Origin of the sequence: Luteolibacter sp. Populi (assembly GCF_040801775.1) — a bacterium.
GTDB lineage: Bacteria > Verrucomicrobiota > Verrucomicrobiia > Verrucomicrobiales > Akkermansiaceae > Haloferula.
In genome coordinates this window covers 3,322,224-3,335,237 of the sequence record NZ_CP161812.1, presented here as the reverse complement: position 1 = coordinate 3,335,237, position 13,014 = coordinate 3,322,224, and the positions used below count along the sequence as shown (strand labels likewise).

The 13,014-nt window shown below is 62.3% G+C and carries 13 protein-coding genes and 1 pseudogene; all 14 read left to right on the top strand.

Annotated features, from left to right (window positions below):
- Positions 1 to 33 precede the first annotated feature (33 nt).
- The 14 genes and pseudogenes from ABWK72_RS13500 to cysD all read left to right on the top strand — a co-directional run bounded on the left by ABWK72_RS13500 (position 34) and on the right by cysD (position 13,010).
- Positions 34 to 1,476 carry a methyltransferase regulatory domain-containing protein gene (locus ABWK72_RS13500; protein ID WP_367870096.1) on the top strand — a complete coding sequence of 481 codons (1,443 nt, stop codon included), beginning with the start codon at positions 34 to 36 and terminating at the stop codon, positions 1,474 to 1,476.
- A 119-nt stretch (positions 1,477 to 1,595) separates the two neighbouring features.
- Positions 1,596 to 2,111: a GbsR/MarR family transcriptional regulator gene (locus tag ABWK72_RS13495; protein WP_367870095.1), complete on the top strand. Its 516-nt coding sequence runs from the start codon at positions 1,596 to 1,598 to the stop codon at positions 2,109 to 2,111.
- The gene (locus ABWK72_RS13490; RefSeq protein ID WP_367870094.1) at positions 2,108 to 2,650 is read left to right on the top strand and encodes a transcription termination/antitermination protein NusG; all 543 of its coding nucleotides are present in this window, start codon (positions 2,108 to 2,110) and stop codon (positions 2,648 to 2,650) included. The genes ABWK72_RS13495 and ABWK72_RS13490 overlap by 4 nt, the downstream gene beginning before the upstream one ends.
- Before the next feature lie 200 nt (positions 2,651 to 2,850).
- Positions 2,851 to 3,816: a UDP-glucuronic acid decarboxylase family protein gene (locus ABWK72_RS13485; protein ID WP_367870093.1), complete on the top strand. Its 966-nt coding sequence runs from the start codon at positions 2,851 to 2,853 to the stop codon at positions 3,814 to 3,816.
- Positions 3,817 to 3,837: 21 nt separating this feature from the next.
- Positions 3,838 to 5,154, top strand: coding sequence for a nucleotide sugar dehydrogenase (locus ABWK72_RS13480; protein WP_367870092.1), 1,317 nt, complete (start codon positions 3,838 to 3,840; stop codon positions 5,152 to 5,154).
- A gap of 100 nt (positions 5,155 to 5,254) precedes the next feature.
- Positions 5,255 to 6,298: pseudogene (locus tag ABWK72_RS13475) on the top strand (DegT/DnrJ/EryC1/StrS family aminotransferase); the annotation flags it as partial.
- Positions 6,299 to 6,382: 84 nt separating this feature from the next.
- Positions 6,383 to 7,321: a GDP-L-fucose synthase family protein gene (locus ABWK72_RS13470; protein WP_367875343.1), complete on the top strand. Its 939-nt coding sequence runs from the start codon at positions 6,383 to 6,385 to the stop codon at positions 7,319 to 7,321.
- 174 nt (positions 7,322 to 7,495) lie between these two features.
- Positions 7,496 to 7,708 (top strand): four helix bundle protein, encoded by a 213-nt coding sequence (locus ABWK72_RS13465; protein WP_367875342.1) that lies wholly within the window; start codon positions 7,496 to 7,498, stop codon positions 7,706 to 7,708.
- Between the two features lie 34 nt (positions 7,709 to 7,742).
- Positions 7,743 to 8,858 carry a GDP-mannose 4,6-dehydratase gene (gene gmd / locus ABWK72_RS13460; RefSeq protein ID WP_367870091.1) on the top strand — a complete coding sequence of 372 codons (1,116 nt, stop codon included), beginning with the start codon at positions 7,743 to 7,745 and terminating at the stop codon, positions 8,856 to 8,858.
- Positions 8,859 to 8,902: 44 nt separating this feature from the next.
- The gene (locus ABWK72_RS13455; RefSeq protein ID WP_367870090.1) at positions 8,903 to 9,265 is read left to right on the top strand and encodes a four helix bundle protein; all 363 of its coding nucleotides are present in this window, start codon (positions 8,903 to 8,905) and stop codon (positions 9,263 to 9,265) included.
- A 38-nt stretch (positions 9,266 to 9,303) separates the two neighbouring features.
- Positions 9,304 to 10,386, top strand: coding sequence for an adenylyltransferase/cytidyltransferase family protein (locus tag ABWK72_RS13450; RefSeq protein WP_367870089.1), 1,083 nt, complete (start codon positions 9,304 to 9,306; stop codon positions 10,384 to 10,386).
- Between the two features lie 3 nt (positions 10,387 to 10,389).
- On the top strand, positions 10,390 to 11,151 hold the full coding sequence (locus ABWK72_RS13445) for a WecB/TagA/CpsF family glycosyltransferase (protein WP_367870088.1): 762 nt from the start codon (positions 10,390 to 10,392) through the stop codon (positions 11,149 to 11,151).
- Between the two features lie 251 nt (positions 11,152 to 11,402).
- The gene (cysC, locus tag ABWK72_RS13440) at positions 11,403 to 11,990 is read left to right on the top strand and encodes an adenylyl-sulfate kinase (protein ID WP_367870087.1); all 588 of its coding nucleotides are present in this window, start codon (positions 11,403 to 11,405) and stop codon (positions 11,988 to 11,990) included.
- A 114-nt stretch (positions 11,991 to 12,104) separates the two neighbouring features.
- Positions 12,105 to 13,010, top strand: a complete 906-nt coding sequence (gene cysD / locus ABWK72_RS13435; protein ID WP_367870086.1) for a sulfate adenylyltransferase subunit CysD — start codon at positions 12,105 to 12,107, stop codon at positions 13,008 to 13,010.
- Positions 13,011 to 13,014 lie beyond the last annotated feature (4 nt).

Here is a 13,014-nt window from a genome sequence, read left to right as displayed (position 1 = left end):
GAATTGTGCACGGTGCTTGGCCTGAATGGTCGGATGAACGATCCGGTGCGCGAACTCTATTCGGAAAAGCGCTATCCGGCGCTGAGCCATCCGGTGACGGACATTTCGCGGCTGGCGGTGGCGGCGCGGATTGCGGGGCTGCAGCGGCTGCCGCTGCCGGGAGGGTGCAAGGTGATGGAGTTCGGCTGCGCGTCGGGACACAATCTGCTGCCGATGGCGGCGCGTTATCCGAAGAGCGAGTTCACCGGCCTGGACTACTCGGACACGGCGATCCGGAATGCGCGGAAGGCCTCGTGGGAGGCGGGGCTGGAGAACGTGCTGTTCGAGGTGGCGGACTTGGAGCATTGGCGGCCATCTCATCCCTGTGATTATCTGATCGTGCACGGGGTCTTTTCCTGGGTGCCGGATGCGGTGAAGGCGAAAATTTTGGATCTGTGCGGGCAGGTGCTGTCGAACGCGGGGATCGCGTGCATCAGCTACAACACGCTGCCGGGCTGGTCGCTGAAGCGGGATGTGGTGCCGCTGATCCGCAGTCTGGCGGGGAATCCGGCGGCGGCAGGGCTGGGCGGGAATGTGGTGGAGGTGGCGGAATCGCTGGCGGCGATGGCGGGATCGGCCACGGCGCATGCGGCGAACTTGCAGGCGGCGTGTCGGGAAATCGTGCGGAAGGGGCCGGAGGTGCTGCCCTTCGATGACTTCGCGCCGGTGTGCGATGCGGTTTACTTCGCGCAGATCGCCGGTTGGGCGGCGGAGCGGGGGCTGCGGTATTTGGGAGAGGCGGACATCCGGGAGAATTTGCCCGACGGGATCGATCCGGCGGCGCTGGAGGCGCTGGCCCCTTTGGCGGCGGAGCCGCTGCTGCTGCAGCAGATGCTGGATCTGCTGTCGGGGCGGACCCACCGGAACAGCCTTTTTTGCCGGGAGGAGGCACCGCTTGAGGATGCGACGACGACGGCGGTGGTGCTGCAATTCGCGGTGGGGCTGGGCGAGCGGCCCTTGCCCGAGGCGGGGGAGGAGAGCAGGGTGGTGAAGGCCTTCCGCGGTGTGGTGGAGGGCCATTGCGCGAGCTGCGTGCCGGTGCAGCAGCTGATGGAGGAGACGGCGGCACGGCTTGGCGGTGGTTGGGAGCCGACCCGGCATTCGCAGGAAATCGCGCAGTGGATTTTCCACTCCGCGCGGATGGGGACTCTGGAATTGCGGGCGGATGGGGTGGAGTCGGCTACCGAGGTGCCGGGGTTTCCCACAGTTTCACGGCTGAATCGCTACTTTGCCGGGAATGGTCAGCCGGTGGTGGATGCCCGGCATGCGACCTGCCGGTATCCGGAGGGGCACGAGAAGCTGCTAGCGACGATGGATGGGACGCGGAGTTTGGAGGATCTGGGCGCGGAGGCGGCGCGGGAGTTTCCGAATTTGGATTTTGGCCGGTGGATGGGGCATTTGGCGGGAAGGGGGATTGTTGAAATCATCAATCACTAATCTTCCAATCATCAATCGGAGAGGCGCTTCGCGAAGAGGGCTTGCGGGTTTTTTTGAGGCGTGAAGGGGTTTGTTCATTTGAGATTGAACACTTTAGGTTTACGAGCTATCACGAGGGCGTGCCGCCGTTGCGCGAAGAGGATGAGATCAGGGACTTCCCGTCACTGGGTCCGATCGAGACCCAGGTGATCCAGGTTTTCGTGGACGGGGTGAAGGTGCTTGGCCTGCCGCGATCGATCGGGGAGATTTACGGGCTGCTGTTCATTTCCCCGGAGCCCTTGGCGCTGGACGATCTGGTCAACCGGCTGGGCATCAGCAAGGGCTCGGCGAGCCAAGGGCTGCGGGCGCTGAAGACGCTCGGGGCGGTGCGGGAGATCGAGATCGAGGGCTCCCGCCGCAGCTACTACGAGGCCTCGACCGAGTTGAAGCGGCTGGTTGGCGGCTTCATCCGCGAGCAGGTGCGGCCGCACTTGGAGAGCGGTCAGGCGAAGGTGGGCAATCTTTTGCAGGTGGCGGCCACGGAGGAGGATCCGGCGCGGCGCGAATTCTACGACGCGCGGGTAAAACAGCTTGGATACTGGATCGGGCGGGGACGCTTCGTTCTGCCGCTGCTCCAAAAAGTCTTGGGCCAATGAAGATACCACTCCCCGGCGAATTCGCGTGGTTCTGCCTGAAAACGCAGACCAAGCGCGAATCCGTGGCCGCCGCGCACTTGCGCGGGCTGGAGGGTGTGGAGGTTTTTTGTCCGATGCTGCGCTACCGCAAGGCGACCCGCCGCGGGAAGATCTGGTGGGTGGAGGCGCTTTTCCCCGGCTACGTGCTGGCCCGCTTCAGCCTGGAGACGGAGGAGCGGGCGGTGATGTATAGCCAAGGGGTGCGCGGGATCGTGCGCTTCGGCGGGAAAGTCCCCTCGGTGCCGGACGATTTCGTGGACGCGCTCCGTCACGAAGTGGCCCGCCAAGGGGGCGAGGAGGTGCTGACCGTCGGCCCGCGGATCACCGAGGGTGAGGAGGTCGAACTGGCCCACGGACCGCTCGGCGGCGTGCGCGCGACGGTGGTGGAAGTGCTGCCGGCCAGGGAGCGGGTGAAGGTGCTCTTGGAATTCCTCGGCCGTGAGCAGGTCATCGAAGTGGACCTGTTTTCCCTGCTGCTGCCGCGCAAACCCCTGCCATGACATGATCGCGGAACGCCGATTAGTTCATTTTGGATTGAACAAATGTCCGATTTTTCGATCCATCGCCCCGCCAAGGCGCTCTGATGAAGCCGCCTGAACTCCACCTCCTTCCAAGCACCGGCATTGGTTTTGCTCCGCACCGGGGCAACTGACCAAGGGCGGCAGCTTTCTTAGTCCCTCCGTCCTCCCCCGAAAAACACATGAAGCCGATCCTAGATCTCAAAGGCAAAACCGCCGTCGTAACGGGCGGTGCCGGATTCGTGCCCTCCCACCTCGTCGATCGCCTGCTGGCGGATGGCCTGCGGGTGGTGGCGCTTGATAATTTCGTCACGGGCCATGCCCGTAATATCGAACATCTCGGGGACAACCCGGCGTTCGAATTCATCGAGCACGATGTGTCCGAGCCCTTCGACGTGAAGGGTCCGGTGGATTTCGTCTTCCACATGGCCTCGCCGGCGAGCCCGATCGACTACGTGCAGATCCCGGTGGAGACGCTGAAGGCGGGCTCCTACGCCTCGCACAACGCGCTCGATCTGGCGCTGAAGAAGAAGGCGAGCTATCTGGTGGCCTCGACTTCCGAGGTCTATGGCGATCCCGAGATCCATCCGCAGCGCGAGGAGTACTGGGGCAACGTGAACTCGATCGGGGTGCGCTCCTGCTACGATGAAGCGAAGCGCTATGCGGAGGCCGCGACCATGGCTTATCACCGCGCCCACGGGCTCGATACGAAGATCGTGCGCATCTTCAATACCTACGGCCCGCGGATGCGTCTGGACGACGGCCGGGTGGTGCCCGCCTTCATCGGCCAGGCGCTGCGCGGCGAGCCGATGACGATTTTCGGCGACGGGTCGCAGACGCGCTCCTTTTGCTATGTCTCGGATCTGGTGGAAGGCATCTGGCGTCTTGCTCGCAGCGATTTCCATCTGCCGGTGAACTGCGGGAATCCGAACGAGATGAGCATGCGGCAATTCGCCGAAGCAATTGCGAAGGTGTTCGAGATTGAACTGAAGATCGACCCGAAGCCGCTGCCGCCGGATGACCCGAAGGTGCGCAAGCCGGACATCTCGCGTGCGAAAGAAATCCTCGGCTGGGAGCCGGTGGTGTCCTTCGATACCGGCATCGGCAAGACGATCGAGTATTTCCGCGATTTCGTGCCGGTCGCCTGAGCGCGGCACTATTGTTTCCTCATGAGTCTCCAGCAGAAGTTCGCGGACCGGAGTGCCGCCATCGGGGTGGTCGGTCTGGGTTACGTCGGCCTGCCGCTCTTGCTTGCCTATGCGAAGGCGGGTTTCCGGGCTGTCGGGATCGACATCGATGCGGCAAAGCCGCAGGCCTTGTTAGAAGGGCGCAGCTACATCAAGCACATCCCCGGCGAGCATGTGGCCGAGGCGCTGGCTTCCGGGAAGCTGGAGGCGACGACGGACTTTGCGATCGTCTCGACGCTGGACGCGATTATCCTGTGCGTGCCGACGCCGCTGGACGAGCACTTCGAGCCGGATCTCAGCTACGTGGTCCACACGGTGGAGGCGGTGGTCCCGCACTTGAAGGCGGGGCAGGTCCTGAGCTTGGAGAGCACGACCTATCCCGGTACGACGGATGAAGAGGTGGTAACCCGCGTCGAGAAGGCGGGCTTCAAGGTAGGGGAGGAAGTTTATGTGGTCTATTCGCCGGAGCGCGAGGATCCGGGCAATACGAAGTTCTCCGCGACGAATATCCCGAAGGTGGTGGGCGGCGTGACCGCGGCCTGTCTGGAAGCGGGCGTGGCGCTTTACGAAGCAGCCTTCGAGCAGGTGGTGCCGGTGAGTTCTTGCAAGGTGGCGGAACTGACGAAGCTGCTGGAGAACATCTACCGCGCGGTGAACATCGGCTTGGTCAATGAGCTGAAGATCGCCGCGGACAAGATGGGCATCGACATCTGGGAGGTGATCCGGGCGGCCTCGACCAAGCCCTTCGGGTTCACGGCTTTCTATCCAGGGCCGGGACTGGGCGGGCACTGCATCCCGATCGACCCGTTCTACCTGACATGGAAGGCCCGCGAGTACGGGGTGCATACACGCTTCATCGAGCTGGCCGGCGAGATCAATCGCGGGATGCCGGACTACGTGGTTCATCGTACGATGGAGGCGCTCAATTCACGCGGCAAGCCGGTGAAAGGTTCCAAGGTTTTACTACTGGGTCTGGCGTACAAGGCGAACGTGGATGACATGCGCGAGTCGCCGACCTTCGCCTTGCTCGATGGCTTCAAGCGTCTGGGTGCGGAGGTTTCCTACTACGATCCGCATGTGCCGGTCGTGGGGCCGACTCGCGAGCACATGAATTGGGCGGGCGTCCGCTCGGTGGAGTGGGACGAGGCGACGATCCGCGCGCAGGATTGCATCGTGATTTCGACGCACCATGCGGCTTTTAATCTTCAGCAGTTGTCGGATTGGTCCGATCTGATCATCGACACGCGCAATGCCATGGCCACCTTCACGACTCCCGATGGGCAGGTGGTGAAGGCGTGACGCCGACCGTATGCGATCTGAAATTTAAGATTTGAGATTTGAAATTTAAGATCCGGAATTTAACCGGAGACTTTGAGATTCACGATTTGGAATTTTTGCCATGCCTGTTCCGCTCCTCGACGTTAACGCCCAGAACCTGCCGCTCGAAGATGAGCTGAAGTCGGTCTTTGAAAAGGTGCTCCGCTCCGGCCGCTTCATCCTCGGGGAAGAAGTGGATGCCTTCGAGCGCGAGTGCGCCGCGGAGCTGGGAGTGAAGCATGCGATCTCGATTTCATCCGGGACGGATGCGCTGCTGATCGCCTTGATGGCGTTTGGCATCGGGCCGGGCGACGAGGTGCTCTGTCCTTCGTTCACCTTCTTCGCCACGGCGGGGAGCATTGCCCGCACGGGTGCGACGCCGGTCTTCTGCGACGTGGACCCGGTGAGCTTCGGGATCGATGTGGCGGCCGCGAAAGCAAAAGTCACGCCGAGGACCAAGGCGATCATGCCGGTGCACCTCTACGGGCAGTCGTCGGATCTCGATGGAGTCCAGGCCCTGGCCAAGGAGCACGGGCTGAAGGTGATCGAGGACATCGCGCAATCCTTCGGGGCGACCTACAAGGGGGCGATCTGCGGCGGGATTGGCGAGGTCGGGTGCTTCAGCTTTTTCCCTTCCAAGAACCTCGGCGGCTTCGGGGATGGTGGCTTGGTCACGACCCATGACGATTCCTTGGCGGAGTTGCTGCTGCGCCTGCGCAATCATGGCATGCATCCGCGCTACTATCATTCGCTGGTGGGCGGGAATTTCCGGATGGATGCACTGCAGTGCTCGCTGCTGCGGGTGAAGCTCCGCCACATCAAGGAGTACGCCGCGGGCCGTGTGCGGAATGCGGAGTACTACACGCGCCGTATTTCGGAGATTGCCGGTGACCGCTACATCCTGCCGGTCGCGGTGGAGGGCATGGGTCACGTCTGGAACCAATTCACGCTGCGGGTCCCGGGCGAGGGTCGGCGCGATGCCTTGCGCGCGCACCTGACGGGAAAGGGGATTGGCTGCGAGATCTACTACCCGGTGCCGATGCACCGGCAGGAGTGCTTTGCCAATCTGCCGGCGAACTCGCTGGTCGACTGCCCGGTGTCCGATCGGCTCGCCATGGAGGTGATCAGCATTCCGGTCTATCCCGAATTGACCACGGAGCAACTCGACGAGGTCGTCGCGGCGCTCGCTTCCTTTCCCCCCACTGAAGCCATGTCCAAGATTCTTATCACCGGTCATCGCGGGATGGTTGGCTCGGCGCTGGTGCGCGAGGCCGGACGCCGCGGCGACCATGAAGTCCTCACCGCGGGCCGCAGCCGGCTCGACCTGACCGACCAGCGGGGAGTGTTCGATTTCCTTGAGGAGGAGAAGCCGGAGATCGTGGTGATCGCCGCGGCGAAGGTCGGCGGCATCCATGCAAATGCCACCTACCCGGCGGACTTCATCTACGAGAACCTGGCGATCGCCTCGAACCTCGTGGAAGGCAGCCGCCGCGCCGGAGTGCCGCGGGTCTTGTTCCTCGGTTCGTCCTGCATCTATCCGAAGATGGCGCCTCAGCCGATGCCGGAAGACTGCCTGCTCACCAGTCCGCTGGAGGTGACGAACGAAGCCTACGCCATTGCCAAGATCGCCGGGCTGAAGCTGTGCCAGCACTACCGCGCCCAGCACGGCCTGCTCTATCACTCGGCGATGCCGACGAACCTCTACGGGCCCGGCGACAACTACCATCCGGAGAACTCCCACGTCATTCCTGCACTGATCCGCCGCTTCCACGAAGCGAAGGTCGCCGGTGCCCCGGACGTCACGATTTGGGGCACCGGCACGCCGCGGCGGGAGTTCCTGCATGTGGACGATCTCGCGGCGGCTTGCTTCCACCTGCTCGGTCTCGAGAACCCGCCGGACTGGGTGAATGTCGGGGTGGGGGATGATGTGACCATCCTCGAACTCGCCGGCTTGGTCGCGGAAACGGTCGGCTATAGCGGCGGGATCCTTACCGATCCTTCCAAGCCTGACGGCACGCCGCGCAAGCTGATGGATGTCTCGCGGATCAAAGCCACGGGCTGGGCTCCGGTCATCGGCTTCCGTGAAGGCCTCGCGGCCGCCTATCAGGACTTCCTCTCGAAACTTTCCTCCGGCGAAGCAAGACTGTGAGCCGGGAGCAAAGAGCTTGGAGCGTAGAGTAAACCCGATGGCATTCCGATTCGAGAGCTTGGATATTTGGCAACGTGCTGCGGCCCTGAGTCCGGTGCTCTTCTCCATGGCCGGGGTCCTTGAGCAAAAAAAGCAGTACCGTGGGCGGAACAACTTCGTGCAGCTGCCCTCAGTATTACCAATAATATCGCCGAAGGCTCGGGCAGCTACTCCAAGCCCGGGTTCGCTCAGTTTTTCAATTTTTCTCGGCGATCCATATTTGAAACAGCAAATATCCTGATCCTTCTTTCTAGAGAGCAGGCTTTTGCGGAACCGCCCGAAGCCACTCTCAAAGAACTGGACGAGATCAGCCGAATGATCCACGCGTTCCGAAACTCTCTTCTCTAACTCCCAACTCTTTCCTCCCATCTCAAAGCTTTCTATGAAGCGCGCACTCATCACAGGCATCACCGGGCAAGACGGCTCCTACCTTGCGGAGTTACTTCTCGCAAAGGGCTACGAGGTTCACGGCATCAAGCGCCGGGCGTCTTCCTTCAACACGCAGCGTGTGGATCACATCTACAAGGACCCGCATGTGGAGAACAACCGCTTCCGCCTGCACTACGGCGATCTTTCGGACACCTCGAACCTGACCCGCATCATCAGCGAGGTGCAGCCGGACGAGCTCTACAACCTGGGCGCGCAGTCGCACGTGGCGGTTTCCTTCGAATCGCCGGAATACACCGCGGACGTGGATGCCATCGGCACGCTCCGTTTGTTGGAGGCGATCCGCTTCCTCGGGCTTGAGAAGAAGACCCGTTTCTATCAGGCCTCGACCTCCGAGCTCTACGGTCTCGTCCAGGAGATCCCGCAGACGGAGACGACGCCCTTCCACCCGCGCTCGCCGTATGCCGTCGCTAAGATGTACGCTTACTGGATCACGGTGAACTACCGCGAGGCATATGGCATTTACGCCTGCAACGGCATTCTTTTCAACCACGAGTCCCCGCGCCGCGGTGAGACCTTCGTGACCCGCAAGATCACCCGTGGGATCGCGAACATTTCCCAAGGTTTGGAGAAGTGCCTGTTCCTCGGCAACATGGATTCGCTGCGCGACTGGGGCCACGCCAAGGACTACGTGCGCATGCAGTGGCTGATGCTGCAGCAGGAGCAGCCGGATGATTTCGTGATCGCCACCGGGAAGCAGATTTCCGTCCGGGAATTCGTCCGCATGTCCGCCCGTGAGGCCGGGATCGAGTTGGAATTCAGCGGCAGCGAAGTGGAGGAAATCGCGACAGTGGTTTCCGCCGATCCTGCAAAATCGCCAGCGGTGAAGAAGGGAGACGTGATTGTTCGCGTCGATCCCCGCTACTTCCGTCCTGCTGAAGTGGAAACGCTCTTGGGCAATCCCGCGAAGGCGAAGGAGAAGCTCGGCTGGGTGCCGGAGATCACGGTGGAGGAGATGTGCGCCGAGATGGTCGCCTCGGACCTCGACGCGGCGAAGAGCCACGCCTTGCTGGCGGCACATGGTCACAAGGTCTCGGTGGCGATGGAGTAAAGTCGGTAAGCGGGATTCGGTAGGCGGTAAGCGAAAGGCATCCGATGGGACGACCGCACTTTCGCTTTGAAGACCTGGAGGTCTGGCAAGACGCTTCTGAACTGGCGGTGGCCTGCCATCGCGTTGCCGATGATCTTGTTGAACGGAAGTGGTTTCGATACGCGGAGCAGCTTCGGTCAGCGGGGCTCTCGCCTTCGAACAACATTGCCGAGGGGTCGGCGAGTCACCATGACAAGGAGTTCGTGCAGTTTCTTAACATTGCGCGCAGATCGACAGCGGAACTGGCATCCATGGCTCTGACTTTCGAGAAAATCGGATTCCTGGCGGATCCCTCGGTTTCTCTCATTCTTGAATTGGCGGACAAAGTCGGACGAAAGCTTACCAACTTGATTCGCCATCTTGGCTGACCACGCTTTCCGCCTCCCGCCTTCCGCTTTCCGCCTCCGTGAGAAAAGTCTTCGTCAGCGGCTGCTACGACATCCTGCATGCCGGTCATCTCCAGTTCTTTGAGGAAGCGCGGACGCAGGGTGATTATCTGATCGTGTCCTTCGCGTCCGCGGAAGTGCTGTGGCATCACAAGCGCCGCAAGTCCTCCGTTCCGGATGATCACAAGCGGGCCTTGCTCCAAGGTCTCCGGATGGTGGACGAGGTGGTCGTGACACACGGCCATGACGAAGGGCTCGATTTCAAGGATGACTTCTTGCGCATCCGGCCGGCGATGCTGCTGGTGACGGACGACGACAAATATGGTCCGCTGAAGAGAGAACTCTGTGCGCAGGTTGGGGCTGAGTATCGCGTCCTTCCGAAGACTCCGCCGAAGTTTGAACCGGTCTCCACTTCGTCGATCGTGCGCTGGGTGCAAGCGCCGACCGAAGCACCCTTGCGGGTGGATTTTGCAGGTGGCTGGCTTGATGTTCCGCGCTTCGCGAGGGCAGGGGAGTATGTGGTGAATTGCGCCATCTCGCCTTTGGTTTCCTTGCGCGAGTGGCCTTACGAAAAGCAAGCCGGGCTTGGCGGCAGCGGGGCCTGGGCGCTGCTCAATGGCAAGGACGGCATCGATTCCGAGCTCGACCTCGGTGTGGGCTGGCAAGATCCCGCGGTGATCCGCGAGACCGGCGTCTGCGTGTGGCGCTCCGGCGCGCGCCCGGTGCTCGACTTCAAGCGCAACGGCGACTTCCTTGCCGGGCGAATGGCGATTCTCTGGACCGCGGGCCAGCACGATACGCCCGGGGTGGTGGACTATCCTCGCGACTACAATCGCATCGCGGAATCCGGGCGGATCGCGCGCGAGGCGGTGCTGGGCGAGAATCTCGCGCTGCTGGCGGAGGCGATCGATCTGTATCATGGAACCCAGCTTGAGGAGGGAATGAAACCGCTGCCCGATCCCGCCGGTGCCTTGGCCGCCAAATACTGCGGCGGGGGCTATGGCGGGTATGCGCTCTATCTCTTCCGGAGCGAAGCCGCCCGTGCGGGGGCGATGGAAGACACCGAGGGTCTCCGGCCGGTCGAACCTTTCTGCAGGATCTGATTGATGCGCACGCACTCCGTCATCGGCCTGCCGCTGGCCTGCACCGACTACGCCGGGGCGGTGCAGTGGGTGCTCGACCGGGCTCCCGTGACCGCGGTGCCGCTGGCGGTCGAGGCCGCGAACACGCATGTTGCTGCACTCGCTCGCTCGGATGCGTCCTTTGGCGAGGCGATGAGCCGCTTCGATCTGATCGTGCCGGATGGGATGCCACTGGTCTGGTCGCTCAATGCCGCACTGCCGGCGGAGGAGCGGCTGACCGACCGCGTTTACGGACCGACCTTGATGCTGGAAACGCTCAAGGCGAGCGCCGGTCATCCTCAGTTCCGGCACTTCCTGCTCGGTGGCAAGGAGTCCACCCTGGCGAAACTGGAGACGGTGTTTGCCCGGGATTTTCCAGGTGTGGCTCTGGCGGGAACGCATTCGCCGCCGTTCGGGGAGTGGCCCGCGGGCGAATTTGAACGGATCTGCGAACGAATCCGCGAGTCCGGGGCCAATCTGATCTGGGTCGGCCTCGGCTGTCCGAAGCAGGAACGCTGGATCGCCCGGCACAAGGACCGTCTGCCACCGGGGGTTTATTTTGGCATCGGTGCCGCGTTTGCCTTCCATGCCGGGGAGGTCTCGCAAGCACCTGCCATGCTACAGAAGCTGGGGCTGGAATGGGCCTATCGGATTGCCGCGGAGCCGCGGCGGCTATTCCGGCGCTACTTCACTTACAACTCGCTCTTCCTCTGGTACAGCTTGCGGGACCGGATGACGGGTTCTTGACCGTTGGGAGCCAGCCTTGACCCATGCTGCTTGTCGGAGGATGATTCCAACATGGAGGAAGACGTTCCACAGGCTGAAGTGGTCGAGCGGAATGGCCGTTTGTTCGCAGATGCTCCGTTGGACATGGAAGCGATTCGCAAGGCGATCCGGGAAGACCGTGACGAGCGCTGAGCCCTGAAGAGATGCCAAAACTCTCCATCGAATCTCCCTGACGGCCCATGCCTTCCCTGCTAGGATCCCGAAACCAACGCATGACTGACATTCACCCGCACGCCACCCTGCCCCGCTACGACAAGGAAACCCTTCTCGGCCAGCAAGGCATCGTGCTCTGGTTCTGTGGGCTTTCCGGATCGGGGAAATCGACGATTGCCTCCGGCGTCGAGCGGGTGCTGCACCAGCAGGGCCGCTTCACGATCCGGCTGGACGGGGACAACCTGCGGACCGGGCTGAATGCCAATCTCGGCTTCAGCGACGACGACCGCCTGGAGAATATCCGGCGGACCGCGGAGCTGGCCAAGATCCTGGCCCACAATGGTGTGATCGTCCTTTGCTCCCTGATCACCCCGCGCGGTATGCATCGCGACATGGCCCGTGGAATTCTCGAAGAAGACCTCGCTCTCGTGTACGTGAAAGCCAGCTATGCCGCCTGCGAGGCCCGGGATGTAAAAGGCCTCTACGCCAAGGCCGCCAAGGGAGAAGTCGCCCACTTCACGGGCCGCGACAGCGGCTTCGAGGAGCCGCAGAATGCGGAACTGGTGCTGGATACCGAGCGCATGACGGTGGAGGACGCGGTTTCGGAAGTGCTTGATTTTGTAAGCGGGCGGCTCGCGAGCGCCTAATACATTATCAAGTTACTCAATTAAGTAATTATTCCTTGCGTCGGGTCCGTCCCCGGCCTTTTCCTCCCGCCCTCCGCCGAGCGGCAGCTCCCCAGTTTTCCGACCACCGATCCCGTGCCGAACTACCAGCTCTCCCATCTCGATCAGATTGAAGCCGAGGCGATATTCATCCTTCGCGAAACGGCGGCGCAGTTCCAGAACCCCGGCCTGCTGTTCTCGGGCGGCAAGGACTCCATCGTGATGGCATGGATCGCCCGCAAGGCCTTCCATCCGGCGCGGATGCCCTTCCCGCTGGTACACGTCGATACGGGTCACAACTTCCCGGAAACCATCACGTACCGCGATGAGTTCGCGGAAAAGATCGGAGCCCGCCTGATTGTCGGTTCGGTTCAGAAGTCGATCGACGAAGGTCGGGTGGTCGAGGAAAAGGGACCGAACGCTTCCCGCAACCGCGCCCAGACGACCACCCTGCTGGATACGGTGGCGGAATACCAATTCGACGCGATGCTCGGCGGCGGCCGCCGCGACGAGGAGAAGGCTCGCGCCAAGGAGCGCTTCTTCTCCCATCGAGACGACTTCGGCCAGTGGGACCCGAAGAACCAGCGCCCGGAGCTGTGGAATCTTTTCAACGGCCGCAAGCATCCCGGCGAGCACTTCCGCGTGTTCCCGCTCTCCAATTTCACGGAGATGGACATCTGGATGTACATGCAGCGCGAGGGCATCGTCCTGCCGAGTCTCTACTACGCTCACACCCGCAACACGGTCACCCGGAACAACACGATCCTGGCGATCTCCGAGTTCGTCCAAGCGCGCGAAGGCGAGACGGTGGAAAGCAGGACGATCCGCTTCCGCACGATGGGTGACGCGACCATCACCGGCGCCGTGGAATCCGCCGCCGACACGATGGAGAAGATCATCGAAGAGGTGGCCGCTGCCCGCCAGACCGAGCGCGGCAACCGCGCCGATGACAAGCGCTCCGAGACCGCGATGGAGGACCGGAAGAAGGAAGGTTACTTCTGATCTC

Bases quoted from the DNA above. Each gene is read 5' to 3' on its own strand.
- ABWK72_RS13480 (WP_367870092.1), top strand. From the start codon at position 3,838: ATGAGTCTCCAGCAGAAGTTCGCGGACCGGAGTGCCGCCATCGGGGTG.
- ABWK72_RS13485 (WP_367870093.1), top strand. From the start codon at position 2,851: ATGAAGCCGATCCTAGATCTCAAAGGCAAAACCGCCGTCGTAACGGGC.
- ABWK72_RS13470 (WP_367875343.1), top strand. From the start codon at position 6,383: ATGTCCAAGATTCTTATCACCGGTCATCGCGGGATGGTTGGCTCGGCG.
- gmd (WP_367870091.1), top strand. From the start codon at position 7,743: ATGAAGCGCGCACTCATCACAGGCATCACCGGGCAAGACGGCTCCTAC.
- cysC (WP_367870087.1), top strand. From the start codon at position 11,403: ATGACTGACATTCACCCGCACGCCACCCTGCCCCGCTACGACAAGGAA.
- ABWK72_RS13500 (WP_367870096.1), top strand. From the start codon at position 34: ATGAACGATCCGGTGCGCGAACTCTATTCGGAAAAGCGCTATCCGGCG.
- ABWK72_RS13490 (WP_367870094.1), top strand. From the start codon at position 2,108: ATGAAGATACCACTCCCCGGCGAATTCGCGTGGTTCTGCCTGAAAACG.
- ABWK72_RS13455 (WP_367870090.1), top strand. From the start codon at position 8,903: ATGGGACGACCGCACTTTCGCTTTGAAGACCTGGAGGTCTGGCAAGAC.
- ABWK72_RS13445 (WP_367870088.1), top strand. From the start codon at position 10,390: ATGCGCACGCACTCCGTCATCGGCCTGCCGCTGGCCTGCACCGACTAC.